This window comes from Bradyrhizobium sp. CIAT3101 (assembly GCF_029714945.1).
In the GTDB taxonomy this organism is placed as follows: domain Bacteria; phylum Pseudomonadota; class Alphaproteobacteria; order Rhizobiales; family Xanthobacteraceae; genus Bradyrhizobium.
The window spans coordinates 4813355-4837991 of the sequence record NZ_CP121634.1; the positions used below are offsets into that span (position 1 = coordinate 4813355).

Consider the following 24637-nt stretch of genomic DNA (forward strand, 5'->3'; position numbering starts at 1 on the left):
CCCGGCTCTTCCCAATTCGATTTTCTGGGAAGATAGAGGCCAGGAAGTCACGTCTAAGTCATTGAAATCGCTGGTCGGGGCAGCTGGATTCGAACCAACGACCTGCAGTACCCAAAACTGCCGCGCTACCAGGCTGCGCTATACCCCGAATGTCTGGCGAGCCCCGTCGATACACGCTTCCCCAAGCGCCAGCAAGCTTACTAATGCCAGCAAGCTCGCTAAGCGGCACCAAGCGTCCAACCTGCCCCCAAGACGGCCATCGCCGGACTCATCGGACCTATTTGCTGCCGAACAGGGGATGGCCGACGCGATCGCCGGGACGGATGCCGTATTTCTGCGCTGTTCCCGCCACCACCTCGAGGACGGCCCGGGCGGGACCTTTCGACGAAATGATCTTGGTCGAGAGCGGCTCGGTATTCTCGGCGATGCGCAGGATGCGCCCGTCGGCACGAATGAAGATCATGTCGAGCGAGACATAGGTGTTCTTCATCCACATCGAGACTTCCTGCTCGGGATTGAAGTCGAACAGCATGCCTTTGCCGTCGGCCAATTCCTTGCGGTACATCAGACCGGTCTGCTTCTCCTCGTCGGTGGTCGCCATCTCCACCGAGAACACCTGCACGCCGTTCTTGGTGACGATCTCGAGCGGCTGGAAGCTGGCGGCGCCGGCGGGCGCGCTTGCGACGGCAAAGCCGGCAACGACGAGAACGGCGGCAAGCCAGCCCCTGGCGAGGGACCAGACAGTGGTTCGATCAAGCTTCATGGGATGGCACTCGGGACGGGCGCTGGGGCGTGGGACTGCGACATCCTTACGCGGCGATCGTGACAAAAGCCAGAAGCGCGCGACCCCGGGGCCGCGCGCTTCTGCTCACGAATACGAAATGGGACGCCGCTAGTGCGACTGGAGCCCCGGCGAGCCGGTCTCCGGATGGATCTCGGCAGCCATCATGCCCTTGGAGCCCGGCCCAAAGCGGACCAGCACATACTGGCCCGGCCGCAGCTCGGTCATGCCGAAGCGGCGCAGCGTCTCCATGTGGACGAAGATGTCGGGGGTGCCCTCACCGCAGGTCAGGAAGCCGAACCCGCGCAGCCGGTTGAACCATTTGACCTGGGCCCGCTCGAGCCCGCTGGTCGCGGTCACCGTGACGTGGGTGCGCGGCGGCAGCATCTGCGCCGGATGGATCGCGGTCGACTCGTCCATCGAAACGACGCGGAAGGCCTGATAGCCCTTGGCGCGCTGGATGCACTCGACGACGATCCGGGCCCCCTCGTACGCGGTCTGGAAGCCGTCGCGCCTGAGCACGGTGACGTGCAGCAGCACGTCGGGCCATCCATTGTCGGGAACGATGAAGCCGTAGCCCTTTGAGGCGTCGAACCATTTGATGACGCCATGAACCTCGACGAGGTTGGCGCTGCCCTCACCTAGCCCGGTGAAGGGACTGAGCGCGCTATCGCGACCAGCGCCGTGCTCGCCCGGCACTGGAACTCCCAGCTTCTTGGACTCAAATCCGTCCGACGACCCCATAACCCCGGACCCCACACATGCCATGCAACCCGCCTCAATGGCGGCGTCGAATCACGCGTCTTTAGAGAACCTTCAGAGAATCTTCTCAATCGACGCGACGCGAATCTTTCGAATCAAAAGATAACACTCCCGGTTGCGAGGCATAGATAAAAAAGAGATTCGCCGGAACCTATGAACAGCTTGCACAGCCGCGAATCAAATTGATGCCTCAATTTGCGACAAAGGGCCCGAGTGCTTCGCCGATGTCGTGACGGATGACGAGGTCGGCGATGTCGTCCTGCTCGGTCGGCTCGCGATTGATGATCACCAAACGTGCACCGGCGTTCTTCGCCATCATCGGAAAGCCCGCCGCCGGCCACACCACGAGCGAGGAACCGATCGCGATGAAGAGATCGCAGGCCTGCGACAACTCGGTCGCGCGCTGCATTTCATCCTCGGGCATCGCCTGACCGAATGAGATCGTTGCGGTTTTCACCGGCTCGTCGCATGCGGTGCAGTTGGGTGCGCCGCCGTCCTCGTCGAAGCGGCGCTTCACCCAGTCGAGCGAATAGTCCTGCCCACATCCGATGCAGCGCGCGTAAGTGGTATTGCCGTGCAGTTCAATCACGCGATCGGCGGCGAAGCCCGAGGCCTGGTGCAGATTGTCGATGTTCTGGGTGATGACCGCGGGGATCTTGCCGGCGCGATGCAGCGAGGCGAGCGCGCGATGGCCGCGGCCGGGTTTCGCTGCGGCGAACACCTCCTCCATCGCAAAACGCCGCCGCCAGGATTCATCGCGCGCCTCTTGGCTCGCAACGAACTCATCGAACGGGATCGGACGGTTGCGGGTCCAAATTCCACCCGGCGATCGGAAGTCGGGGATGCCGCATTCGGTCGAGATGCCGGCGCCGGTGAACGGCACGATGATCTTGGCGCTTGCGATCATGTCGCCGAGTCGTTCGACACCGCTCTGAAGGTCCGATGCAATCACTCGCCGCCTCCTGATTTGCCGTCGCGCTAGCTGCAACATCTGCAAGCGACAAGATTGTTGACGCTGTTATCCACCGCCGCGCAAGCCGTGAACGGCGATAGGGCGGCAATTTTTTCCGACCATCGCATATCACAATCCTGCAATGCCTCCTCCCCATTGACGCCCCAATCAGAAGCGCCAATGCATGTGTTGACGCGACTCAATGTGATTGCGGCGGCAGTGCTTGAGTTCAGAAGTGCACATACTCAAGTCGTGGGGATTTGACATGACCGAAGACGAACAACGCAAGATCCGCGAACGCGAAGAAATTGCCGCTCGTGTCGCCGCGTTCCGTGCCACCCAGGAAAAATTCAAACGCGAGCGCGAGGAGTATTTTGTCTCGACGCTCGAGAACGCCCGCAAGGTGGAACGCCCCTCGCTCTGGCCGTAATATCGCGCAATTTCGCGCGAGACCTGCGCACACGAAAAAAAGCCCGGAGCATCGCTCCGGGCTTTTTCGATTCCTCAGCCGTTACCAGTGACGGTAATAATGGCGGTGCCGATAGTACGGCCCATCGCCGTAGTAGCCGTACGGACCGGGGCTATAATAGGCCGGGCCGCCATAATAGCCGTAGCCCGGGCCATAGTAGCCATACGGATGGGATGCCGCGATCGCGCCGGCGGTGATCGCACCGGCGGCCAGACCGAACGCCAGACCCGGGCCGATGCCGCGCGCCTGCGCAGGTGCTGCAACCGCGGTCGCGCCGACGGCCGCGACGGTGGCAAGGACTGCGAGTGTCTTCTTCATGATCTCCTCCTTCGCATCTCGCAGGGACAACGCGGACCACACGCGATGGTTCGGCCTTCGTGGAACCGCACGCCACGAAAAAAAGTTGGCCACCGAAGGAACGATATCGGGAGTTGCGGATTGGACATGCAAGTGCGGAAGCCTCCGCCATCCGGGTCGAGGCGACAGCACGAAAGACCCCGTCAGCATCTCCGCGGTGCTGGCGGGGTTTTCCGTTTCGAACGACAAAAATGGCAGCAGAGATCAAGCGCTGCCGGCGGGGCGGAGGTCGAGGAGGAGAGATTGCCGATATCCGCTTTGCTGGCCCGCATCCGCAGGCTTGTTCCCAAATCCAACGCGCAGCATTACGACGAGATCGTGCGCAACTTCGGCGTCGGCGCGCTGCGCCCGCCGCCGACGCCGATGAGCGACGGCGAGCTCGCGCGCGCCATTGCCGAGTTCCTCAAGGCATCGCCCTCGGCGGAATCGGTTGCGGCGCTCGGGCGGCGGCTCGATCCGACCTCGCCGCTCTGATTTCCTTGAAGCAAGCCTCTGGGCCAATCGGGAACAAGGACGTCCCGCACACGTTGAGGTAGTCTTCCCGCAAGAGAAGAAGAGGCTCGTCATGCCTGCCTGGCTCGAAGTCCTGCTCAACCTGTCCGGCTATGCCGGCTTCGTGGCGCTTGCGACACGCGGCGCCGCATGCCCGCGCGATTCCGCCGACGGTGAGGCCTATAACGGCAAGCGTTAGTTCGCGTGCGGCGCCTAATGTGCCTGCGGCGCTTAATGTGCCTGCGGCGCTTGGCCCGCGGTGCGCACCAACCGGTCGGCCTTGACCGCGACGCGAATGTCTTCGTCCTGCGGCCGCAGCGAAAAGCTGATCACCACGAAGGCGAGACAGAACAGCGTGCCGACGACGGCGACGCGGCGATAGGTCTGGCGGTCGCCCTGATAAAATGACGGTTCTAAAAACGGTGTCATGAATTGGTTCTTGGCAAAATCGGTTTTCTTGTTGTCGTTGCCAGACACCTATCCCAACGCGCGGCAAGCGCAACGCGATTGGGCTTTTAACCTAACCGAATAGGGTTATCGCGATCGCTGCAAGCTTTCGTTAGGAGATGGCGGAGCGCCTCACGCCTCCGCCAGCCACTTCAGCGAGGCGCGAAAGCCGAGGCTGCGATGGCCGGCGACCAGCACGGTGCCATATACCTCGGCCCCCTCCTCGGTGAACGTTCCCGAAAAACCACTGGTTGCCTCCGCACCGGCGAAGAGCGGCCTCACCAGCGGATCGGCGAACGGCGAATGCTGGTTGGTGGCGAGCTCGCCCTTCCAGGTGCCGTTGCCGACGGTGTAGGAGCCGTGCGACCAGAAGTAAGGTCCGCCGCCGAGCAGCACGCCATCGCGCAAGATCAGCACGCCGCTGTCGCGGCCCTTCACGCCATCGAGCATGTGGATATGGATGGAGTAGAGCCCGTTCTTCATCGATGCGCCCTCCGTCCACCGGACGATAGCGCGGCGCATGGGAGGCGTCGACCGGCTTTGTTCCGGCTTCGCCGCCATTTCGTTCTCGAAGAACGAATCGGAATCGACGAAATCGTCCCCGGCCAACTCTTAACGATCCGTTTGCATGCAAACGAGCTCGACATCACGACGGACGCGCGATCAGACGCGCAGTCACATCGGATTGTCGTCGCTTCACGCCGAGACCACTCAGGCCGCGCGTTTCGCCTCGCCCCTCTCCGAACTGCCCTTCTCCGAGAAACATTCCAGGATCTGGATGCGGAGTTCTTCCGCGGCCGGGCCCTCGACCTTCCTGAGCTGGTTCCAGAGCCGGATCACTTCGCGCTGTTTCTCGACGGTCATGAGTCACCTCCAAAGCAGGTGATTCACTAGAACAAAATGAGAACAAAAAGTCCAGTCCTCGCGCGAAATTTCCTGTGATGTCGCGTTGAACCTTTTCGGCGCGCCACGGACCTATGGATGCTGGGGATTTCAGCGCCCAGTCAGATGCCGGCGCCGCGATGGACGATCATACTCCGTCACCGCGGCGCTGTTGCTTTTTGGATTTTCAACCTTAAGTTAGACACACTGCTGACGGCCAGGCGCTGAAATCCCAACGCCGTCAGCAAGAGAGCCCCGTGCGCAAGCGCGGGGTTTTTCTTTTGAAAATCGGGTGGTGACCTGCGGGGAAGTTGGAGGGATCGACGCGCACGATCACGTCTTTGCGCGATGAACTTTTTCAGCGCTGGCGCGTCTAATCAATGAAGCTTCCCCCAAGCTTCACCCCCCATCAGAAAACCCCGCTTCCCCCAGGCGGGGTTTTCCCCTTTTTGGTCGGCATCACGTCGCCCGCCGGCACGCAGACGACGCGCTGGCGCCGGATCAGACCGAGTCCTTGGCCACCTTCAGCGGCGAAGCCTTGACCGACTTGCTCGCCGGCTTCGCAGCGAACTGCATCGGCTCCTTGGTGAAGGGATTGACGCCCATGCGGGCTTCGGTCGCAGGCTTGTTGACGACCGACATCTTCACGAAACCGGGAATAACGAACTCACCGGACTCGTTGAGCTCCTTGTAGCCGACGGTCGCCATGTACTCGATGACCGACTTCACGTCGTTCTTCGCAAGCTGCGTGCCTTCCGCAATTGCATCGATCAATTGGGTCTTGGTCATCTTTGCCATGTCTGGACTTCCTCTGAATTGGGTGCGCACGAGCTGCGTCGTGGCTTTATCCGGGAAGCGGTAAAACCACGCGGGCCACGCGTCTGTTCATGCCTGTCGGCCACGAAGCAGCCGGGCTTAGAACCCATTGAGGCCGAAAACGCAAGCCGCAGTTCAGACCGAGTTCCGTAATGTTTCCGCCGGGACATTCCCCGCGTGCGGCGACGACAAATCGAATTCCGCAGCATCCCTAGAGAGTTCGCCAAGCTTTTCGCGAACCGTGCGGACGCATCCGCGCTCGCGCGCGACTAGGTCTCCTGAGACACACTGCTGAGATATTTGGCCGGCGGCTTGCCGAGCGCCTTCCTGAACATCGTGATGAACGCCGTGACCGATTCATAGCCGAGATCGGCGGAGACCTGCTGCACGCTCGCGCCTGCAGCAAGCTCCCTGATCGCGACGATCAGATGCAGTTGCTGACGCCAGCGTCCAAACGTCAGCCCCGTCTCCTTGGCGACGAGCCGCGCAAGACTGCTCTCGCTGAGCGCGACATGATCGGCCCATTCCGAAAGCGTGCGACGGTCCGCCGGATTGTCCGCCAGGGCAGTCGCGATGCGTTTCAACCGCGGCTCGCGCGAGAGCGGCAGATGCAATTGCTGCACGGGCATGCGCGGCAACTCGCCGAGCAGCACGCCGATCAGGCGCTCCCGCCTCGCCTCGTCATGCTGCGCGCCGTCGGACAGCGCGACGATCAACTCGCGCAGCAATGGCGAGATCGAAATGGTGCAGCAGCGATCGGGCAGACCGACCAGTTCCGCCTCGATATAGACGAAGAACAGACGCGCATTCGCCGTCGCGCGATTGCTGTGCGGCATGTCGCCGGGAATCCAGACCGCGCAATGCGGCGGCACCATCCACAGCCCGCTCGGAACGCGGCAGGTCACGCCGCCGCCGAGCGACACCACGAGCTGTCCTTTGCGATGGCTGTGGTCGGGCACCTCGCCTTTGGTCCCGCCGGCATCGACGCGCACGGCAATGACCGGCGCGGCACGGTCGTCCACGTCGAGGTCGAGCCAGGGATACTGGAGCGGGTATTGGAGCTTCTGTCGGATCATTGACGTTTTTTAGCGATCAATTGAAATTATACACAGATTCATCCATCCGGAAAGCCGCTAGATCTCGGCTCGCCCCCAACTAAGGAGTTGCGACCGTGCATGGCTCGATGATCTCCAAAGCAGCCCAGTCGGGCCGAACCATTCGCACGCAAGCAGGCCTCGTGCGCGGCGAGCCACGCGACGCCGAAGGCGTGCTCGCGTTCAGAGGCATCCCCTACGCAGCAGCTCCGGTCGGGCCGTTGCGCTGGCGCGCGCCGCAGCCGCCGGCGCCGTGGAGTGGCGTGCGCGATGCGCTGGCCTTTGGCCCGGCATCGCTCTCGTCGCTCGAGAATGATCCGCGCCCAGGACCGCGCGATGAAGATTGCCTCACCCTCAATGTCTGGACCGCGGCGCAAGAGGCTGACGAGAAGCGCCCCGTGATGGTGTGGATCCACGGCGGCGGCTTTCAGTTCGGCTCCTCGGCAAATCCCGCCACCGACGGAAGCCGCCTGGCTGCCAAGGGGGTCGTCGTCGTCAGCTTCAACTATCGCCTCGGCGTCTTCGGCTTTCTGGCCCATCCCGATCTCGATGCCCAGGCACCTTCAGGCAATTTCGGCCTGCAGGATCAACTCGCCGCATTGCGCTGGGTCAAAGCCAACATCGCCGCGTTCGGCGGTGACCCCGGCAACGTCACCCTGTTCGGCGAATCCGCCGGCGCCATGGCCGTCGGGATTCTGATGGCGTCGCCGCTGGCACGCGGGCTGTTCCACAAGGCCATCGGCGAGAGCGGCGCCTTCTGGGATGGCCGGCGCGGGCCGCTGCAAACTTTCAATGAGGCTCGCGCCCGCGGCCTCGCCTTCGCGCGTAGGCAAGGCGATGCCTCAATCGCGGCGTTGCGCGCAATGCCGGCCGAACAGTTGATTGCAGCCGCGCCCTGGAACTTTGAACGCGACCACGTCAGCCAGGCGTTCTCGGCGAGTATTGATCGTTACGTCGTGCCTGACGTGCCCGCGCGACGTTTTCTGCGCGGCGAACAGATGCACATTCCCCTGCTGGCCGGCTGGAACAGCGCGGAGGAATTCCCCTTCATGTCGCAATCCCTGCCCCATCATTCCGCGCAAGCCTTCCGCGCTGCCGCCGAAGAGATGTTCGGCACGGAGCGGCTGGCGGATTTCCTGACACTCTATCCCGCCGACACCGACGCACGCGCAAAAGCATCCGCCGCCGCGCTCACGGGCGACATGGTGATCGGCGAGCAATGCTGGCAGTGGCTGCGGCTACATCGGGCAAGCACCCGCGCCCCCGTCTACGGCTACCACTTCAACTACACCTCGCCCTACACGCCGATCGCCTCGCACGTCACCGAAATCCCCTTCGTGTTCGGCACGCTGACGCCGCAACGGGTGATCGGCAGCACCACACCGCCGGCGAAAGCCGACCGCGCACTCTCGGAGACGATGATGGACTATTGGGTGAACTTCGCGACCTCAGGCGATCCCAACGGACCCGGCCTGCCCTCCTGGCCGGCCTACGACGCGGGCGATGTCGTGCAGATCCTCGGCAACACCATCGAAGCCCGCCGCAATCCGCACGCCGATCGCTTCCGCTTCCTTGGCCGTTTTCGAGATGAAGGCGTGCTCCCGATGCGCTGGCGCCATTGAAGTCGCGCAAGAAGGCTCCGCGTTCCCGTCGCGGAGTTTTCCACACGAGGCGTCACCTCATCGTGAAACTTTCATCTCGATGGGTGTTGTTCAGACTCTGGTAACCCAACGCCGCCACTCTCCAAATCAGTCTTGTTGCGTTGGAGTACCCCCACAGTGCTGAATTTTGACGAGCTGCGTGAACTCGCAGCCGATGTTCGCGTCTTTGTCGATGTCGCCGAAGACAAGGCCGAGGCGCTCAGAACCGTTATCAGGGCCTACGACGTGGTGCTGGCGATCTTCCCGTCCGGAGACGGCATGGGTCTCCACGTCATCAAGGGCAAAGAGATCCTGGACAAAATCGCCAAGTCGCGCGCGCACGCGACCTACAGCCACACGGCCATCGCGGTTCCCGATCTCGAGCACGCCGAAGTGCTGAAACTGCTGACGATGCCGGCCCAGGTTGCGCAACGGATCGCAGCTTAGGAACACTCGGCTGTCGCGCGGAGTGACTCATCTCCAGACCAGGAGATCGTCATGAGCGTTGAAGGCAAGGCCAAGCCGTCCATGGCGATGCCATGGGCGGCTTTCGCGCAACTAGCGCGGCGTGACCTGCGGCACGCTCGGCCGCCCCACCACGGCAGGTTTTTTCCTGAGTCTGGCCCGCAAGTGGAAGAACAACTCGACGGCGAGCTCGAACATGGCGGTGACGTAAAAATCCATCACGCCTTCCTCAGCATGATCGCCCCAACGCAGCCGCCCAAGGCCAGGATAATGAAAAGCGGAGCGCTGAGATACCCGCCGCGCGCAGCCTGAAGGCCGGCGAGAACAAACAAGATGATCGTGGCATATCGCATGACACACTCCTTTCGTCGGAGCGTGCCGATATCGGCGCGCCCGCTCCGTAACCGGCGTCACGCTTGTGGGCAACAGATGCCACGAACATGCGTGAGGCGCTTCACACGCGGAACGGGTAATTTGCGTTAGGCTCAGGCTGCATCACGAGGGGAGTCCGGAGTGCTCGAGCATGTCAGCCAGATCACATCGCGCCAGGAAAGAGTGGACAAACCATAGGTCAGCGCACAGGGCCATCATGCGCCGCACCTTCGGGATCGATCTCTATGTGATGGTGAGCGGGCTGCTCGGCCTGCTTGGCGCCTCCTACGGGATCTGGATCGTCCTGTCCCAGGCTTACAGCTGACGGCTGCGAGAGCAAGACGACTGCCGCGCCGCTCAGCGGAGCCGATTGAGCCGCGAGCAGCGTGATCGTCTTCGCGACGTCCCCAAATTTCAATGCCCCCACACGGCAGCAGCGACGCCGATCCCGATAAAACCGAGACCGATGATGACAGGCGCGAACTCGGCGGCATCAGCCACGCCGAACAATTTGGCGATGACGGTCCCGATCGCACTCAGGACGATGTCGAAGATCAAGCCGAGCAAGGCGTCGAGCATGGCCGCTTATCCCGTCTTGCCGTACTTCATGGCGTGCACCGCGTCACCGACGGCGCCGCCCACGACCAGCGCAGCGAAGAGAGGCCAGCCTGCAGACGCGACCAGGATCGTCGCCAAACGCGCATCCTCGCCCGGACGCTTGTAGGCATCGAAGCCGGCGAAAAAGACCACCGCGATCAGGAAGCTGATCAGATATCGTTTGAACCATGACACGGCGAAATGCCCTCGTTTCCAGGCATTCGTCGCCCTGAGCGCCATCCCGGTTCATCAGGCCGACTGTCGGCCCCCTCGCCGGCCGGTTCTTGCAGCAGACCACGCATGCGTGGCCTTGCCTCGCCGTGGCTTTGCCGGGGCGACGAGACGGGCTAGCATCTCCTGCAACCCAGGGGTGCCGCACCAACCGGCACTGAAAAAAGGGAGGTCATCATGACGACGCGCCGCGCCCTGCGCTTTCTGCTGCTGCCGCTCGCTTTCGCGGGCACGCTGAGCGTCGGCTCCGCCGCCGAGCTCAATCCCGCCGCCGTCACCTTTAAATTGCCGGACCAGATCCCCTGGGGCCCGGTTGACGCGCGCGGCGCGCAATCGGCCGTGGTGGTCGGCAATCCCGACAAGCCCGGCTTCTACATGGTCTACAACAAGTGGACCAAGGGCAACCATTTCAGCCGCCCGCACTTCCATCCGAACGACCGCTACATCGTGGTCCTGCAAGGCACCTGGTGGGTCGGCTCAGGCCCGAAATTCGACCCTGACAACGGCACCGTGCCGATGCCCGCAGGCAGCTTCGTCACCCACACCGGCAAGCAGGTGCATTGGGACGGCGCCAAGGACGAGGACGCCGTGCTGCTGATCATGGGCGAAGGCCCGGCGACAGCGACCGCGGCGGAGGAGAAGTAGATCCCGACGTGCTTCATCACGCACACGGAGAGGACATCCGATAATTTCAAGCCTATTGCTTGATATAGCCCTTGGCCTTCATCCAGGCGGCCGCCAAATTGGGCCAGTCGGAGACCGGCAGTTGGCGCGCGTCGCGGATACCGAAGCCGTGGCCGCCTTCCGCGAAGGTGTGGAGCTCGCTGGACACACCCGCCTTCTGCAGCGCGTCGTGATAGTGCATGCTGTTCTCAGGCGGCACCACGGGATCGTCCTTCGCGACCACGATGAATGTCGGAGGCGCCTCTTTGGTGACGTGCAGGTCCGCCGAATAGTCCCTGATCAGGTCCGGCGACGGATCCTTGCCGAGCAAATTGGTGCGCGATTCCAGATGGGTCAGCTTGTCGTCCATCGACACCACCGGATAGAGCAGCAGCAGGAAATCCGGACGAGCGGACAGGCTGTCGGCCGCATCCACGGGTTCGTACACCTTCTTGGCGAACTGGGCGCCGAGGCTTGCCGCCATGTGGCCCGCCGCGGATGCACCGAGGAAGCCGATCCTGTCGGGCTGAAGGCCCCACTCCCCGGCATTCTGCCGCACCACGCGGATCGCACGCTGCGCGTCCTGCAAGGGAACATCCTTGCCGTCGACATGGCCTTCCGCCGGCAAGCGGTATTGCATCAGCAGCACCGTCACGCCGTAGGGATTGAGCCAGCGCGCCATCTCCGCGGCTTCCTTGTCGAGCACGATGCGCGAATAGGCACCTCCGGGAGCCACGATGACCGCGGTGCCGCTGGGCTTGTCCGGCACGAAGGCGGTGAGATTGGGCCTGGTGATGCCGGTGACGATACGATCAGGCCAGTAAGCCACCTTGCTGCGCTCGGTGACCGTGAGTTGTGCCGGCGATTTCTCCGACCCCGGCCCCACGCCGCCCGGCCATATCTCGATGACGTCGCGCGTTTTCAACGGCGCCGCACAAACCGAGCCTGCCGCCATCATGCTCGCTGCCATCAAGGCCGCCACCCCTGCCGTCAAACTGTTCTTGAACATGTCGTAGCCCACCACAGGTTCGTTGGTATGAGCGTTGAATCTATTTGACGTTGCCATCCATAGATTTACGGTGACAGTGCGCTCAACTCACACTCGTGCTGCCATCGGAGTCAAGCGCACCGTCACCGCAATTCGGGAAACCACAGCGGCGGCACCTTCTGTTACCGGACTGTCATTGTCCGATGCTAGCGCTGCGCGTCTTTTCAGAAGGAACCAGCTGATGCGCCTCATGCTTCCCGTCGTCGCCGCTGCCGTGCTGGCAATTTCCGCCCCGGCTTTGGCCGTTGACCAGACCGTGCTTGGCGCGGGCAACGCGGCGGCAGGAGAGCTCGCCGCCCGTTCGCCGCTGGTGACATCAGCTCTGGCGCGCATCGAGCAGGTCATCGCCACCATCGACGACGCCAAGCTGAAGGCCGCGACCCGCGACGCCCTGTTCAACCCGAACACCTGCGTCACCCATCGCGCTAACCTCACTGCCTCCGACAAGGACAAGATTATCGCCGAGCTGACCAGCCAAGGGCTGATCAACGAGGCCAACGGCAAGGCATTCCCGGGCGGCGCGGTGACCGGCGTGTTTCCGCCGCTGCGCGACGACGGCACCGCCTGCCCGCATTTGCCGATGGCCTGGGGAGCTGCACCCGGCGGCGCATTCGCCGGCCACCACTCCTATCCCGGCGGCCTGCCGGTGCATGAATCGTTCAACCTGGCGAGTGCCATCAGCCTCAGCGAGAACTATCGCCTCACCGTTGGCCTGACCGGCGAGGACGGTCTGCCGCGGGTGGCGCCGCTGCCGGGTTCGCGCGACGCGGTCAACCGCTCCGATCTCGTCATGAACAACGACGCCATCATCGCCGCCCCGATGTTGCACGACTGGGCCAAGCCGATCGTGTTCCAGTGGAATGCCGACGGCAGCGAGTTCGCCGAGTTCAACTTCGGCGGCAATGGCGAGACCGACGCGGATGGCGCCAAGGGCGACAGCCGCACCGGCGCCCATCACATTCTCGGCGTCGCTGAATCCATGGCGCGCGACCTGCCCGCGCCGTTCATCGTGATCCAGGCCTCAGCCCACACCGCGCCGACGCTCGGCAAGGAATACATGGCGGTGAACTGGCTGCGCGCTGCGGCGATCATTGCCCATGTCGACCCGATCGCACGCGGCTATCTGGTGAAGGATGCCGACGGCCATTTCCGCCTGCCACCGGCACGCACCACCGACAACATCGACTTCCTCGCCGCCAAAATCGGCAACCTCTCGGCCGAGACCGTGATCCACAATCTGTCGGATGCGGACTACATCTTCACAGGCCCGGCGGTGACGGCGTCAGTGGCGATCCTCACCAAGCTCGCGCCCGACTACGGCTTCGACCCCGCGGATGCCGCGAAGTTCAACAACGGCTTCCGCAACCCGGCGCTGTCGTACCTCAGCGCCGAGCGGATTCTGATCCGCTACAACCACGACGGCCTGACCGGCGTGCGGCGCGATCTCGACGCGCTGAAGAAAGCGAAGGCGATCTGAGGCAGGCCGGTCCTTTGCGGGCGCCAGCTTAGGCCGGGCCCCTCGGCAATGACGGTGATAGAGGGGCACGCTCGCTCAACACGTCATTGCGAGCGGCTTGTCCGCCATAGCTCGAAGAGCGACGGCGGAAGCGAAGCAATCCGGGCTTGGCCCCTAGATTACGCCGACCGTGCGCTAAGGCTCCACGCGTTTCGGTGACAATGCACTCAACTCACTCATGCCGCCGCAAGGGGCGAACGGCGAGCGCGCTGCGCCGCTGGACTGCACCTGCCGAATGACACAAGATAGTTCAGTGTCGGTGCACCACATCGTCCGGCGGTCAGCGTGAGTTCAATGCACCGCAATAAAAATCAGAAAACGGCAGGGAAGAACAATGCAGCGAAAAAGCAATGTGGCGCTTGATGGTGCGATGGCTTGCCTGGCTCTGGTCGCGGCCATCATGGTCGTTGCGATCTCGCCGGCAAGCGCCGACGATTCAGCCAACCTATCACCTGCACTCAAATGCGCCGACCTGACCGGCTGGAAGATGCCGGGATCGACGACATTGATCACCAAGGCCGAAATGGTGCCGGAGGCGCCGCCGGGGACCGTGCAGCCGTCGCCGCCCGCGCCGGCCACCGTATCGGTGGCGCTGCCGCCGAACTGCCGCGCGGATGGCGTGATCGATCAGCGCGTGGGGGTCGAGGGCAAGTCCTACGCGATCGGCTTTGCCATCGCCCTGCCCGATCGCTGGAACGGCCGGTTCTTGTTTCAGGGCGGCGGCGGTTTGAACGGCTCGATCCGGCCGCCGCTGGGTTACCAGGCGGCCGGCGAGGTGCCGGCGCTGGCGCGCGGCTTTGCCGTGGTCTCGACCGATAGCGGTCATCAGGGCGCGGTGTTCGATGCCTCTTTCCTGAAGGACCAGGAAGCCGCGCTCAACTTCGCCAATTCATCCGTCGGCAAGGTGACGATTGCCGCCAAGGCGATCGTCGCGCATTACTATGGCCAGCCCGCCAAACGTTCCTATTTTACGGGGTGCTCGACCGGGGGCCGCGAGGGCATGCTGGCATCGGCGCGCTATCCCGAACAGTTCGACGGCATCGTCGCTGGCGCGCCTGCGATGCGCACCGGTAACTCCAATATCGGTCTCGCCTGGGCCAACGCTGCCTTCAGCCAGGTCGCGCCGAAAGATGCGTCCGGCAAGCCGGAGCCCGCCAAGACTTTTTCCGCGGGCGAGCGAAAGCTGATCACGAACGCGATCCTCGAGGCCTGCGACGCCAGAGACGGCGTCAAGGATGGCCTGATCTTCGACCGCAAGGCCTGTCAATTCGATCCCGCGGTCCTCACCTGCACGGGCGACAAGACGGATGGCAAGACAGATTCTTGCCTGGCGCCGCCGCAGGTCGATGCCCTCCGGAAAGCTTTTGCCGGACCGAAGAATTCACGCGGCGCGCAGGTCTACCCGCCGTTCCCGTGGGACAGCGGCGTCGCAGCCGAAGGCGTTTCCATTCCCGGCATCCTGACATCAGGCGCGCTCAGTCCGGTCGGACCGCCTGTTTGGGACCGCATCGACGTCGATCAACTCGAAGACCGGGTCAACGCGAGCGGGCTCGATCGCCTCACCAACACCGCCTACTGGACCAACCTGTCGAGCTATTTCGGCCATGGCGGCAAGCTGCTGTTTTACCACGGTGTGAGCGATCCCTGGTTCTCGGCTGAAGACACCGTGAATTACTACGAGCGCATGGCGGCGGATTCCGGCGGCATGGAGATGGTGCGGGAGACATCGAGCCGCGCCTTCCTGGTGCCCGGCATGGGTCACTGCTCGAGCGGCGCAACGCTCGATCGTTTCGATCTCCTCAGCGCGGTCGTGAACTGGGTGGAAGACGGCAAGGCGCCCGATGCGGCGGTGGCGACGGGACCAGCCTTCCCCGGCCGCAGTCGGCCGCTTTGCGCCTATCCGCAACACGCACAGTACAAGGGGCAAGGCGATCCGGAGAGCGCGGAGAGTTTTGAGTGCAAGTAGGCAGATGGCGGGCTATTCACCGCTGCTCGGTGGCGATGCGCAAACCCAAAGCAATCAGGACAGTTCCAGTCACGCCCTCCACGAGGCGACGTACGGTCGGCCGCTGAAGCGCATGCCGCACCTTGTGGATCGCTGCGGCATAAAATGCGAGCCAGACGAAGGTCATCCCTGCAAACACAATTCCAAGAACGAGCAGTGTCGCAAAGGTCGAACCACCTGTCGGCGCGAACTGCGGAAGCAGGCTTGTGAAGAAAACAGCCATCTTGGGATTGCCGAGATCACTGATGAGCCCCTGCCTGAAGGCGATCCAGGGGCTTACGCGGCCATGCGCGTGGTTCTCCATCGCGCTGTCGGAACCTTGCTCCGGTGGCCAAAGGGCTTCGTACAACGCGATGATGCCCAGATAGATGAGATAAGCGGCCCCCAGATACTTGATCGCAAGAAACAGTGGCGCCGAGGCCACCAGGAGAGCAGCAAGCCCGACGCTGGTCGCCAGCGCCCAGACCATCTGCCCCACTGCGATGCCAGCCGCAGTGCAAATCCCGCCAGTCTGCCCTGCTAAGAGAGTGCTGCGGATTGTCGTGGCCGTGTCGGGCCCCGGCGTGACAATGACGATGATCGACGTCCCGATGAATGCAAGAAACGATAACATGCCGCGCCGCTCCTCCAAGTTGCCGTCGTATAATACGCTCTGCCGCGGTTCTGATGCTCCGGAATTACGACGGCAGTGCACTCGTAGCTCCCGCGTCGAAGCCCTCAAGGTGACGACGAGATACCATATTAACGACTGGCCCCCAGTTGTGCGGGGGTCTTTTTCACGGCGAGGCTTTGAGAAATGCACCTATCGCAGTAGCAATACTACTGCACCCCAAGACAACGCCTTTGGGCGATTCCGCAATTCTCCGCACGATTAGCTCTGCGCAGAACACAACACATTCCATGATTGTGATCACCAACAGCGGAAGTGTCGTAATCGCTGAAAACGTGAATAGCGTCATAGTGAATGGAAACGCCCAATCAAGGAAAATACTAAATCCCGTACTCAATGGCGGGTTGCTCATCACACCGCCAAGAGCGAGATAAGTTGCATACAGGAAGAGAGTGATCGCAATAGCAAAATAGCCGATCGCCCAAATGGGCGCTGTTCGTGAAGATCTACTGAGAATATGGCGCTGCATCAACCATCCAGTCATGCAGCCGGAGAGCGCGCCAACCGCTAGTTGGCCAATTGAGCGCAACGCTTCAGACACCCAGTCGAAGTCCGAAGGATCGACAGTACCTCGTAAAAACAGAGCGAATGCGCTCGCGATCGATATGCCGGAAAACCAGATCCGAAAGCTTGGCCGCAACAGCCAGCCGATGAGAGAAAATTTTTTTGCGTCAGAGAGCCAATCCCAGACACGGAGCGTCCAATTATCAAGCTTCGATTTTTGCGCTTCGCTAAGAAAAATGTCGAGAAGTCCGAGAGCCCCCGTCAGGACACCCGAAACGATTAGAACGGTTGCCACGCCAGCCACCTCGCTACCTGAGGTTAGCATACACTAAAACTGCTGGTCGAGAAGCTAACAGCCGCAGCTCTGATACCGCAGTCGTCGTGGAGAAGACGGTGACAGTGGGCTCAATCCCGACGGTCGCCCTCCTCGGCTTGCGGCCTCGGTCCACGTCTCGTCCTGAGCAGCCACTCCCGTGCGATTTGCCTATCCTCCGATGTGATCGCATGTCCTGTCGAGAGCACGTGATGTGTCACGACAGCACCCGCACGCGTCAATCTCTCGGCCAACCTCAAACCGTCACCGCGCGATCGGCGCGCATCATCCCGTCCATCGATGATCAGGACGGGCGTTCCCTGCATCATCGCCGGCAGTTCACGCGACAATGGCGACAGCGGTCGAAACAGAATGGCTCCACCGAGCAGCCCGGGCCTGGTCAGAAGCAGCGCGGCGGCCATGATCGCGCCGTTCGAAAAACCCACTGCGATCGGTGCCGTGAACCCGTGATGCGCGCGACACGCATCAAGGAAATTGGCCAGCTTTGAAGCGCGCTCGGCTAGATCAGCTCCATCGATCGAGCGGTCCGGATGTCGATGGAAGAATGCGAAGCCGCCCTCGATGTCTACGGTTCCCCGGACACTGAGGGTCGACATCCCGGGAGCCAGGTCTCGGGCCAACGGCAGCAGGTCAAGTTCGGTGCCGCCGGTGCCGTGGAGCAGCAGAAGTGGTGCGTCGATGGGATCGGCTCCTGGGGCAAAGAGGTGAAATATCTCGCTCATGCGGCCAGTATGAGTGATCCGAGTTACGGCGGTAGTGCACGCATCATCGCCACGCGGCCGCCGAACCGACGGTGTGAATTGAGTGCACTGTCACCGTAATTCCGGTGTCAATTTAGTGCACTGTCCCCGAAATTTCCACGGCCCACAAGGATTCTGGGCAAGAGCCTATTACTTTAAGCCCAGCTGCCGGCAAATGGGTTGGATGGTGGTGAGTGCGTCAGCCGCATACAGCACTTTCACTCCCACCATGTAAGACCCGTCTGGGCAATCTGCCTCACCTCCATTTCGCGCAGCGATAGCCGGAGGGTTTGTGACAGTGCTGCCCCACTTATTCTCCTGGAGAGCCAGAATCGCCCGATAGGAAGCACTTGCCTTTTCATACTGTGCGTTCAGCGCAAATCCAGCTACCACCGCGCCGACAAGGAGTCCCCCGATCGCGATCAATACACGGATGCTCGCTTCAGCGTCGCCAAGTGCCTTCCATACTTCCCTCACGCCCATGCTCACCCCCTGAGGCTACAGGCATCTATTTTACGCACGGGAAAGCTGCTATTGGCAACGTTTCAACCGCGATATTTGATCATGCTAAACCTTTCAACGGAAGAACAACTCAAAGCCCTTGTCGACGATGTGGTGAAGGAGAGCCTTCACATCGAATACAAGGCCTCAGATGCTGTTGATAAGCGGGACGACCGAAAGAAGAAGGAAATAGCCCGCGATGTTTCGGCCTTCGCCAACGCTGATGGCGGACAGATCATCTATGGCATGAAAGAGAACAAAGACCAGGAGCCTGACGGTCTCGACGCCGGCCTTGACCCACGGGAATACCCAGAAAGTTGGTTCGAGCAAATCCTTCAACAGCACGTGATGCCCCCGCTCAAAGCACGTCCTTACCATGTCCCCTTATCGAGCGGCCGCGTTGCTGTGGTGATCGACATACAGGCATCGAGCGGAGAGCCTCACCAAACTGATGGTCGGTACTATCGGCGCCACAACTTCAACAGACTCCCGATGGAGCACTACGAAGTAAAGCAGATGTTCTATCGGACCACGACACCGGATCTATTTGCAGAACTGTCCTTATCTCGCGGCGACAACACCGAAATAGCCTATAACTTTCAGGAAGAGTACACCCAACCCATTTCTATCGGTGTCGTTCTCGCCAACAAAAGTGCTCAACCAGCTTTTTACTCTGTTTTACAGATTGGAGTTCACACCAGTTTGGCATTGCTGCCCGCCGACCCTTGGAATCAGACTGGAATTGAAGGCGAAGGGATCGCAGCGCGCAGATGGCTAACGCGATCAATTTCCTCGCCACCTTCGTTGCCAATATTCAAGGAGGTCGATCAACGGCTATCTTCTATCATGTTTAGACTTCAGGCTCGCGTCTTAGGTGGGGCCAATCGCTTCCCGGTCACCGTCAAGATCATGAGCCCAGGCTTTTTGAGTGAAGTTGAATGGACATTGCACCAGGAAGGTCAGCATCTCCGAATACAGCGGCCCGGCCACCTGTTATCGCGCTAGCTGACGAACGCTGACTCTAGCGGAGTTCCTATGGACGAAGCAGTAAGCACCCAATTGGACCGCAACTTATGGCGCTACATGAGCTTTACCAAGTTTCTGTGGCTCATCCAGAACCGGAAACTGTGGTTCTCGCGCGCAGACAAGCTTAACGACCCATGGGAGCTTGCCCTCGCCGGCGATCAGCTCGAACACGTCATCCTACGTAGGCCTATTCGGTCGCTCCAAAGTGATGTTATTGAAGAGCCAATCCTAGATCGCGCCCGCCGCATCAATAAGCTATGGCGGGAGACGACCTACATCAGTTGCTGGTCGAGCTCTGACCACGAGTCTTACGCTCTCTGGCGGATCTTCTGCGGCTCAACTGACGGTGTGGCCATCTGCGCACCAAGTTACAACCTCACCCGCGCCTTCCAGGGTGTCAGTTGGTATCCCGTCACTTACGATGCCCCGGGCACCGAGATAAGAACGCCCAGCCCAACGGGACTCGCTACAAGAAAGCGGCTTATGTTCCAATATGAGCGCGAAGTTCGGGCCATCATCACAGATGGAATGATCGGTACACCCGTTACGTGGCACGAGTTCGGCTGCACATGCGACTTTGATCCCGAGTTGTTAATAAGCTCAATAGCCGTGCACCCGGAAGCCGACAGTACCTTGATGGATGCCGTCGTTCGTGTCGTGAGAGATTATACCCCAAAGCTGTCCGACAATGTCGCGTGGTCGAAGATGCGAGAGCCGCCGCCTCTGCTCAAGTGACTAAAATTACGGTGACAGTGCACTAAACTCCACGCATCATCACCGCACGGCCGCCCAACAAGACATTGCGAATTAAGTGCACTGTCACCGTAATTCCTACCGGTCTCCCAAAGCATTCCCCTGAGAGTTACGGTGAAAGTGCACTCAACTCACTCGCGCTGCCACTGGGGATAGGTGCACTGGCACCTCCCTAGTTGTGCAGGCACGGCCGCGTGATCTTTGGCGGCTTTGAAAATACGAAAGCGGTCATCGCTATATCTCGCCGCCGTCGATCCCATGCTTGATACGCTGTTTCCAGGTAGATGAAGCATTCGCGGACATAATCGCCATATGCCTCCTGCTCTTTAAGCAGCGAAACACCGAGATATCGTGGATGGTTCATAACCCGTGTGATTGGACCAACATGGTTTGCGGCCAATTGCTCTAGGTTCACGAAAAATAGGCCATCGTTACTTGTCCAGCCCCATTGGCAATGGGCATATTGGTTTCGCAGATCACGGCACCAATCCAAATCGGCCAGACATTCTTTCATATCAGCTTCCAGCCCGGCATCAGCGAACGCCGGCAGCAGAGTCTGGCGGGCTAGCTTGATGCGCTTCTCTGCGGGCATCCGTTCGAACAGGCGTTTAACTGGAAGGTCGATGTGTCGTTCGACTGCGACGAGACAGGACAACAGGCCAACTTCAAGCTCACCGTATCCCACTAATATCTTCCCGATGATCTTCCCCTGCTCTTCGGCCTGACCAGGCTCGAAACATGGCATTAACGGCATCACCGGCTTCCTATCTGGACGGCTGGATTACGGTGACAGTGCTGGACTGCCCCCCTTGGGTGAGACACGGTAATTGCAGTGAACAGTGGGGGTGGTCACATGACCACTCACTTCCGTAAGCGCAATCCCACAAACAGAACTACGATCAAAAACGCAGCAACAATTCCCGTCGTTCCTTGCGCACTCAGGCTCAAGAACCCCAGCGTGACTTCAAGTTTATCCACGACACAGCTCTCCTTTCAGAAAATTCTGAAGAGCGAATCGTTCTTGTCAGGGGGCTTAAGTAAGGAGGCACAGATTCCAAATTTGAGCAACGCACCGTCAGAGCTAAAATAAATACACAAATAACTTCAAGTACTTACGTCATTAGAGGAATCGAGCAGTCGGCAATTTTCCAAACGCTTGTCACCGCTATGTCGATAAAGCTTTTGAATCTATTCGTTTTTTGTGTCTCGTTTCGAAGGGTAACGTGACTAGATCCGTGACATCCATAGAAGCGCGCGGGACAGGGCCTCAAGGTCCTTCAACATCGCCACCCGAGCTTATGCCCACCGTGTCCTAACAGTTTCCGAATTGGCTACGCGCTTGCGCTTTTATGCGAGAGATCGAAGCTCGCCTTTGACCGTTGCTGGCAATCTTACCAGCAATCGCAAGAACGGGAGCACCCGGACCATCGTAAATAATCTCAGCCTCATGTGGCGAGACGATTTGCAGGACGATCAAATGATTGCAGTCCCCACGGAATGCGACGCTGCGACCGGCTGTAATCTTAATCTCGACATCACCACGAGTTTCGCACCTTGCATCATGACCTTTGTTGGATGGGGGATAGAGATCAAACTTGAATATCTCTTGTGCGACGACTTCGCCAAGCGATCCGACTAAATGCCCATCCGGTGTAAACGGACGTCCCGGATATCGCTCCTCCAACTCTGCGACCGCTTCGTAGATTTGCGCAATCGCGCTCGGCAGTTGCACACGCATTCCAGGCTTCATGATGTTCCTCCCGTTCTAGGCTTAGCCCGATGCGTCGCTTTCAAAACTAGACTACGCCCGGGCTCCCCTCACGCACATTCTCCCCCTCCCCCGCCCCCTGCCCCTCGCCCCCATTTCCTGCTATCTCCTCCCTCGCCATCCCGGCCCAAAGCAAAACCCCATCCATCCAAGGGAGCAACAACCATGCGTTATCTCCACACCATGCTGCGCGTGCGCAATCTCGATGTCGCGCTGAAGTTTTACCAGGATGCGCTGGGGCTGAAGGAGGTGCGGCGGATCGAGAACGACAAGGGGCGCTTCACGCTCGTGTTCCTGTGCTCGGCCGACGATCTCGAGGCGCTGAAGACGCAGCCGCAGACGCGCGGCGCGCCGTTGGTCGAACTCACCTATAACTGGGACGAGGAGACGTATGGCGAGGACCGGTTCTTCGGCCATCTCGCCTATGAGGTCGACGACATCTACGCCACCTGCGCGAAGCTGCAAAAGGCCGGCGTCACCATCAACCGGCCGCCGCGCGACGGCAACATGGCCTTCGTCCGCTCGCCCGACCTGCACTCGATCGAGATCCTGCAGAAGGGCGAGCCGAAGGCGCCGGCCGAGCCGTGGGCGTCGATGCCGAATACCGGCCACTGGTAAGGCTTTTACCGTAGGAACCAGCGCCCACCCGGCGCGTTCTCCCTTCAACAAAGCGATTGGAGGAGGACGCAATGGGACGAGGAATATTGCTGTGGCTGCTGGGTGTGCCTATCCCGGTGATCATTCTGTTGTGGCTGTTCTTCGGTCATTGATGTCAGCGCAAACGCAATTTGCGTTTGTCGCGCGCGTGCAGCCTCAGTGCTACGGAAAGCTCCGCCCCCGGCGGAGCTTTTTGCATGAGGGGCTCACGGCAATGCGCATCGCTCCAGGCTGCGAATTCCGCTATCACCCGCGCGACGTCAAAAAACGCTGCGGGAGGATTTCATGTCGGACCAAAAACTGACGATCTGGGGCCGCGCCAATTCGGTCAACGTGCAGAAGGTGCTGTGGTGCCTGACCGAGCTCTCCCTGCCCTACGAGCGCATCGACGCCGGCATGGCCTACGGCAAGACCCGCGAGGCCGGCTATCTCGCGATGAACCCCAATGCGCGCGTGCCGACGCTGGTCGAGGGCGATTATGCGCTGTGGGAATCCAATTCGATCATGCGCTATCTCTGCATGGCGCATGGGCGCGGCACGCCGATCTATCCGGAGCCGCCGAAGAAGCGCGCCGGCGTCGACCGCTGGCTCGACTGGACGCTGTCGATGGTGCAGCCGGTCGATCGTCCGGTGTTCTGGGGCATCGTGCGCACGCCGCCCGCCGAGCGCGACATGATCAAGATCCAGAGGGATGCCGATGCGGCCGCCGAGGTCTGGGCCATCGCGGACCACCATCTGGCCTCGCGGACCTTCATCGAAGGCGACCAGTTCACGATCGCCGATATCGCGATCGGTTGCTACGCACGGCGCTGGCTCGGCGTCGAGGGGATCACCCGTCCGGCGCAGCCGAACCTGACGCGGTGGCTCGCCGCGCTCGCCAAGCGGCCCGGATTTGCGCAGCACGTAGCGCCGCCGATGTCGTGAGCCGCTGACGCGGCTTAAGCCGTGGTGAGAGCACGTTGAATCGCGCGGGCCGCGCAAACAGCCCGCATCCGACGTCTCTCTTGACGGCTACTGTGCATGGGGTTGTTTTCGCGTTTTTGTTGAGGGCGCGTCAGCGCCAGCCGCGCTCGACCATCACGACGACCACGATCAGCACCAGCGTGACCACCGCGGTGGCGAGCTTGGCGGTCCATGAGAGCCCGCGTCCGACCCACCACAACAGCGCGCAATACATCAGCGCGGGGACGAGCAGATCGAGCCGCAGCAGGTCCTGAGACATCTGTCCCTCAGCGCCCGGTCACGGTGTCGACCCTGACCGAGCCGCCGATCTTCACGCAGGTGCCCTCGACCATCATGAAGCCCCGGCCATAGGCGGCGCAGGCATTGGCCTTGCTGGCAGCCCCCGTGGCGCTCCTCAGCGGCAGGGTCTTGCCCGACTGGGGCTGCTCGGTCGGCGGCAGGCGCAGGGTCTCGGCTCCGGCTGCGGAGGTCGTCGCGAGAGCGATCAGGACGAGGACGGAAAGGCGCATGCCCGCCTTGTAACCCGGACCCGGGCCTGGCGCTATCGGGCGGCCGTCAGAGGAACTTGATGCCGGCCGACTTGCCGCGGCGCCAGACCACCTGGCAGTTCCGTCCGGTCCGGGCATCGCGCGCAAACGCCATCCGGATCACGCCCGGCAGCTGGCTCGCATCCTCGTCCAGCGTGATCTTGGCGCCGGAGGCCGAGATGTCCTGGACCAGGCAGTGCCGCGCCGCGAATCCGCCCTCGAGCGTGATCCAGGCGTGCTGCGACAGCATTTTGCGGGCTGCGCGCTTCTTGGGCTGTGGCATCGGCGAAAGATATCTCCCGCCCCAGCGCTAGCCCAGGGAACCCTAAGAAACGGTTGAAATCGCCGCCCGCATGATCCCGGGGCGGGCTATCCACCGGGCCCAAAAGAGCGTTCCGGAACGGCTTGCCCACGGGCCGAAAGGCCACTATACGTTCGCCCGCTGCAAGCCGCCGGGCACGACTCGGACCGGCCAGCGGGCCTGTCGCCACATGCGGCCCGGCCTTGCGTTTGCTCCCTTCGTCTATCGGTTAGGACGCCACCCTTTCACGGTGGAGAGAGCGGTTCGATTCCGCTAGGGAGCGCCAAGCAGCAGCCCCCATCCC

General features: G+C 61.4%; 35 protein-coding genes and 2 tRNA genes. 14 read left to right on the forward strand and 23 right to left on the reverse strand.

The genetic code is table 11. The features are described 5' to 3' along the window. Positions 1–71 precede the first annotated feature (71 nt). From QA645_RS22745 to QA645_RS22760, 4 genes are all read right to left on the reverse strand, one after another. Positions 72–148: transfer RNA gene (locus tag QA645_RS22745), tRNA-Pro, on the reverse strand. Between the two features lie 129 nt (positions 149–277). Continuing rightward, a complete protein-coding gene (locus QA645_RS22750) occupies positions 278–763 on the reverse strand; it encodes a DUF192 domain-containing protein (RefSeq protein WP_254131340.1) in 486 nt (161 codons plus the stop codon). A gap of 129 nt (positions 764–892) precedes the next feature. Then, positions 893–1525, reverse strand: a complete 633-nt coding sequence (locus QA645_RS22755) for a cold-shock protein (RefSeq protein ID WP_283043995.1) — start codon at positions 1523–1525, stop codon at positions 893–895. A 208-nt stretch (positions 1526–1733) separates the two neighbouring features. Continuing rightward, on the reverse strand, positions 1734–2495 hold the full coding sequence (locus QA645_RS22760; protein ID WP_283043996.1) for an NAD-dependent protein deacetylase: 762 nt from the start codon (positions 2493–2495) through the stop codon (positions 1734–1736). Between the two features lie 265 nt (positions 2496–2760). On the opposite strand from QA645_RS22760, the gene QA645_RS22765 reads away from it, so the two are divergent. Further along, complete coding sequence (locus QA645_RS22765) at positions 2761–2925, forward strand: hypothetical protein (protein ID WP_164933808.1); 165 nt, start codon at positions 2761–2763, stop codon at positions 2923–2925. An 81-nt stretch (positions 2926–3006) separates the two neighbouring features. On the opposite strand, the gene QA645_RS22770 is transcribed toward QA645_RS22765, so the two are convergent. Beyond that, the gene (locus QA645_RS22770) at positions 3007–3282 is read right to left on the reverse strand and encodes a hypothetical protein (RefSeq protein ID WP_254131337.1); all 276 of its coding nucleotides are present in this window, start codon (positions 3280–3282) and stop codon (positions 3007–3009) included. Between the two features lie 282 nt (positions 3283–3564). On the opposite strand from QA645_RS22770, the gene QA645_RS22775 reads away from it, so the two are divergent. Then, positions 3565–3795, forward strand: coding sequence for a hypothetical protein (locus QA645_RS22775; protein ID WP_254131336.1), 231 nt, complete (start codon positions 3565–3567; stop codon positions 3793–3795). Between the two features lie 91 nt (positions 3796–3886). Then, a complete protein-coding gene (locus tag QA645_RS22780) occupies positions 3887–4012 on the forward strand; it encodes a hypothetical protein (RefSeq protein ID WP_283043997.1) in 126 nt (41 codons plus the stop codon). Positions 4013–4044: 32 nt separating this feature from the next. On the opposite strand, the gene QA645_RS22785 is transcribed toward QA645_RS22780, so the two are convergent. The 5 genes from QA645_RS22785 to QA645_RS22805 form a co-directional block, all read right to left on the reverse strand. Beyond that, a complete protein-coding gene (locus QA645_RS22785) occupies positions 4045–4242 on the reverse strand; it encodes a hypothetical protein (protein ID WP_283053299.1) in 198 nt (65 codons plus the stop codon). A gap of 150 nt (positions 4243–4392) precedes the next feature. Beyond that, positions 4393–4743 (reverse strand): GrlR family regulatory protein, encoded by a 351-nt coding sequence (locus tag QA645_RS22790; RefSeq protein WP_283043998.1) that lies wholly within the window; start codon positions 4741–4743, stop codon positions 4393–4395. A gap of 228 nt (positions 4744–4971) precedes the next feature. Next, the gene (locus tag QA645_RS22795) at positions 4972–5124 is read right to left on the reverse strand and encodes a hypothetical protein (protein WP_254131333.1); all 153 of its coding nucleotides are present in this window, start codon (positions 5122–5124) and stop codon (positions 4972–4974) included. A gap of 519 nt (positions 5125–5643) precedes the next feature. Next, positions 5644–5940 (reverse strand): HU family DNA-binding protein, encoded by a 297-nt coding sequence (locus QA645_RS22800; protein ID WP_027531020.1) that lies wholly within the window; start codon positions 5938–5940, stop codon positions 5644–5646. A gap of 287 nt (positions 5941–6227) precedes the next feature. Next, complete coding sequence (locus tag QA645_RS22805) at positions 6228–7034, reverse strand: helix-turn-helix transcriptional regulator (RefSeq protein ID WP_283043999.1); 807 nt, start codon at positions 7032–7034, stop codon at positions 6228–6230. Positions 7035–7141: 107 nt separating this feature from the next. On the opposite strand from QA645_RS22805, the gene QA645_RS22810 reads away from it, so the two are divergent. Further along, entirely contained in the window at positions 7142–8674 is a 1533-nt protein-coding gene (locus tag QA645_RS22810; RefSeq protein ID WP_283044000.1) for a carboxylesterase family protein, read from the forward strand. A 156-nt stretch (positions 8675–8830) separates the two neighbouring features. Beyond that, the gene (locus tag QA645_RS22815) at positions 8831–9139 is read left to right on the forward strand and encodes a hypothetical protein (protein ID WP_283044001.1); all 309 of its coding nucleotides are present in this window, start codon (positions 8831–8833) and stop codon (positions 9137–9139) included. A gap of 111 nt (positions 9140–9250) precedes the next feature. On the opposite strand, the gene QA645_RS22820 is transcribed toward QA645_RS22815, so the two are convergent. Then, the gene (locus tag QA645_RS22820) at positions 9251–9376 is read right to left on the reverse strand and encodes a hypothetical protein (RefSeq protein WP_256568290.1); all 126 of its coding nucleotides are present in this window, start codon (positions 9374–9376) and stop codon (positions 9251–9253) included. Further along, positions 9376–9510, reverse strand: a complete 135-nt coding sequence (locus QA645_RS22825) for a hypothetical protein (protein WP_256561560.1) — start codon at positions 9508–9510, stop codon at positions 9376–9378. Before QA645_RS22825 ends, QA645_RS22820 begins: the two co-directional genes overlap by 1 nt. Positions 9511–9680: 170 nt before the next feature. Between QA645_RS22825 and QA645_RS22830 the strand changes: the two genes are divergently transcribed. Then, positions 9681–9854, forward strand: a complete 174-nt coding sequence (locus tag QA645_RS22830) for a hypothetical protein (protein ID WP_283044002.1) — start codon at positions 9681–9683, stop codon at positions 9852–9854. An 89-nt stretch (positions 9855–9943) separates the two neighbouring features. Here QA645_RS22830 and QA645_RS22835 read toward each other — a convergent pair whose 3' ends face one another. Together QA645_RS22835 and QA645_RS22840 are read right to left on the reverse strand one after the other, a co-directional pair. After that, positions 9944–10108: a hypothetical protein gene (locus QA645_RS22835; protein WP_283044004.1), complete on the reverse strand. Its 165-nt coding sequence runs from the start codon at positions 10106–10108 to the stop codon at positions 9944–9946. Between the two features lie 6 nt (positions 10109–10114). Next, on the reverse strand, positions 10115–10321 hold the full coding sequence (locus QA645_RS22840) for a hypothetical protein (RefSeq protein WP_283044005.1): 207 nt from the start codon (positions 10319–10321) through the stop codon (positions 10115–10117). A 213-nt stretch (positions 10322–10534) separates the two neighbouring features. Here QA645_RS22840 and QA645_RS22845 point away from each other — a divergent pair, with 213 nt between their 5' ends. Further along, entirely contained in the window at positions 10535–11002 is a 468-nt protein-coding gene (locus tag QA645_RS22845; protein ID WP_283044006.1) for a cupin domain-containing protein, read from the forward strand. 52 nt (positions 11003–11054) lie between these two features. Here the strand turns inward: QA645_RS22845 and QA645_RS22850 are convergent, their stop codons facing one another. After that, positions 11055–11990 (reverse strand): alpha/beta hydrolase, encoded by a 936-nt coding sequence (locus QA645_RS22850; RefSeq protein WP_283044007.1) that lies wholly within the window; start codon positions 11988–11990, stop codon positions 11055–11057. 259 nt (positions 11991–12249) lie between these two features. Here QA645_RS22850 and QA645_RS22855 point away from each other — a divergent pair, with 259 nt between their 5' ends. Together QA645_RS22855 and QA645_RS22860 are read left to right on the forward strand one after the other, a co-directional pair. Further along, entirely contained in the window at positions 12250–13545 is a 1296-nt protein-coding gene (locus QA645_RS22855; protein WP_283044008.1) for a hypothetical protein, read from the forward strand. 373 nt (positions 13546–13918) lie between these two features. Next, complete coding sequence (locus QA645_RS22860; RefSeq protein WP_283044009.1) at positions 13919–15550, forward strand: tannase/feruloyl esterase family alpha/beta hydrolase; 1632 nt, start codon at positions 13919–13921, stop codon at positions 15548–15550. A gap of 16 nt (positions 15551–15566) precedes the next feature. On the opposite strand, the gene QA645_RS22865 is transcribed toward QA645_RS22860, so the two are convergent. The 3 genes from QA645_RS22865 to QA645_RS22875 all read right to left on the reverse strand — a co-directional run bounded on the left by QA645_RS22865 (position 15567) and on the right by QA645_RS22875 (position 17819). Beyond that, a complete protein-coding gene (locus tag QA645_RS22865) occupies positions 15567–16202 on the reverse strand; it encodes a LysE family translocator (RefSeq protein ID WP_283044010.1) in 636 nt (211 codons plus the stop codon). 163 nt (positions 16203–16365) lie between these two features. After that, entirely contained in the window at positions 16366–17058 is a 693-nt protein-coding gene (locus QA645_RS22870) for a hypothetical protein (RefSeq protein ID WP_283044011.1), read from the reverse strand. A 110-nt stretch (positions 17059–17168) separates the two neighbouring features. Continuing rightward, positions 17169–17819: an alpha/beta hydrolase gene (locus QA645_RS22875; RefSeq protein ID WP_283044012.1), complete on the reverse strand. Its 651-nt coding sequence runs from the start codon at positions 17817–17819 to the stop codon at positions 17169–17171. 582 nt (positions 17820–18401) lie between these two features. Here QA645_RS22875 and QA645_RS22880 point away from each other — a divergent pair. After that, complete coding sequence (locus QA645_RS22880; RefSeq protein WP_283044013.1) at positions 18402–19343, forward strand: ATP-binding protein; 942 nt, start codon at positions 18402–18404, stop codon at positions 19341–19343. Positions 19344–19373: 30 nt separating this feature from the next. Next, positions 19374–20099, forward strand: a complete 726-nt coding sequence (locus QA645_RS22885; protein WP_283044014.1) for a hypothetical protein — start codon at positions 19374–19376, stop codon at positions 20097–20099. A 190-nt stretch (positions 20100–20289) separates the two neighbouring features. Here the strand turns inward: QA645_RS22885 and QA645_RS22890 are convergent, their stop codons facing one another. Further along, positions 20290–20871, reverse strand: coding sequence for a hypothetical protein (locus tag QA645_RS22890; RefSeq protein ID WP_283044015.1), 582 nt, complete (start codon positions 20869–20871; stop codon positions 20290–20292). A 558-nt stretch (positions 20872–21429) separates the two neighbouring features. Next, the gene (locus tag QA645_RS22895) at positions 21430–21867 is read right to left on the reverse strand and encodes a hypothetical protein (protein ID WP_283044016.1); all 438 of its coding nucleotides are present in this window, start codon (positions 21865–21867) and stop codon (positions 21430–21432) included. A gap of 183 nt (positions 21868–22050) precedes the next feature. Here QA645_RS22895 and QA645_RS22900 point away from each other — a divergent pair, with 183 nt between their 5' ends. Together QA645_RS22900 and QA645_RS22905 are read left to right on the forward strand one after the other, a co-directional pair. Further along, a complete protein-coding gene (locus QA645_RS22900) occupies positions 22051–22503 on the forward strand; it encodes a VOC family protein (RefSeq protein ID WP_254131314.1) in 453 nt (150 codons plus the stop codon). Between the two features lie 324 nt (positions 22504–22827). Continuing rightward, positions 22828–23466 carry a glutathione S-transferase gene (locus QA645_RS22905; RefSeq protein ID WP_283044017.1) on the forward strand — a complete coding sequence of 213 codons (639 nt, stop codon included), beginning with the start codon at positions 22828–22830 and terminating at the stop codon, positions 23464–23466. Between the two features lie 130 nt (positions 23467–23596). On the opposite strand, the gene QA645_RS22910 is transcribed toward QA645_RS22905, so the two are convergent. Genes QA645_RS22910 through QA645_RS22920 form a run of 3 tightly spaced genes read right to left on the reverse strand, consistent with a single transcriptional unit; the run spans position 23597 to position 24315 of the window. Beyond that, positions 23597–23764 (reverse strand): hypothetical protein, encoded by a 168-nt coding sequence (locus tag QA645_RS22910; RefSeq protein ID WP_254193615.1) that lies wholly within the window; start codon positions 23762–23764, stop codon positions 23597–23599. A gap of 7 nt (positions 23765–23771) precedes the next feature. After that, the gene (locus QA645_RS22915; RefSeq protein WP_283044018.1) at positions 23772–24014 is read right to left on the reverse strand and encodes a porin; all 243 of its coding nucleotides are present in this window, start codon (positions 24012–24014) and stop codon (positions 23772–23774) included. A 46-nt stretch (positions 24015–24060) separates the two neighbouring features. Beyond that, positions 24061–24315, reverse strand: coding sequence for a PilZ domain-containing protein (locus QA645_RS22920; protein ID WP_283044019.1), 255 nt, complete (start codon positions 24313–24315; stop codon positions 24061–24063). Positions 24316–24544: 229 nt separating this feature from the next. Here QA645_RS22920 and QA645_RS22925 point away from each other — a divergent pair. Then, positions 24545–24619: transfer RNA gene (locus QA645_RS22925), tRNA-Glu, on the forward strand. The last annotated feature ends 18 nt before the right edge of the window (positions 24620–24637 follow it).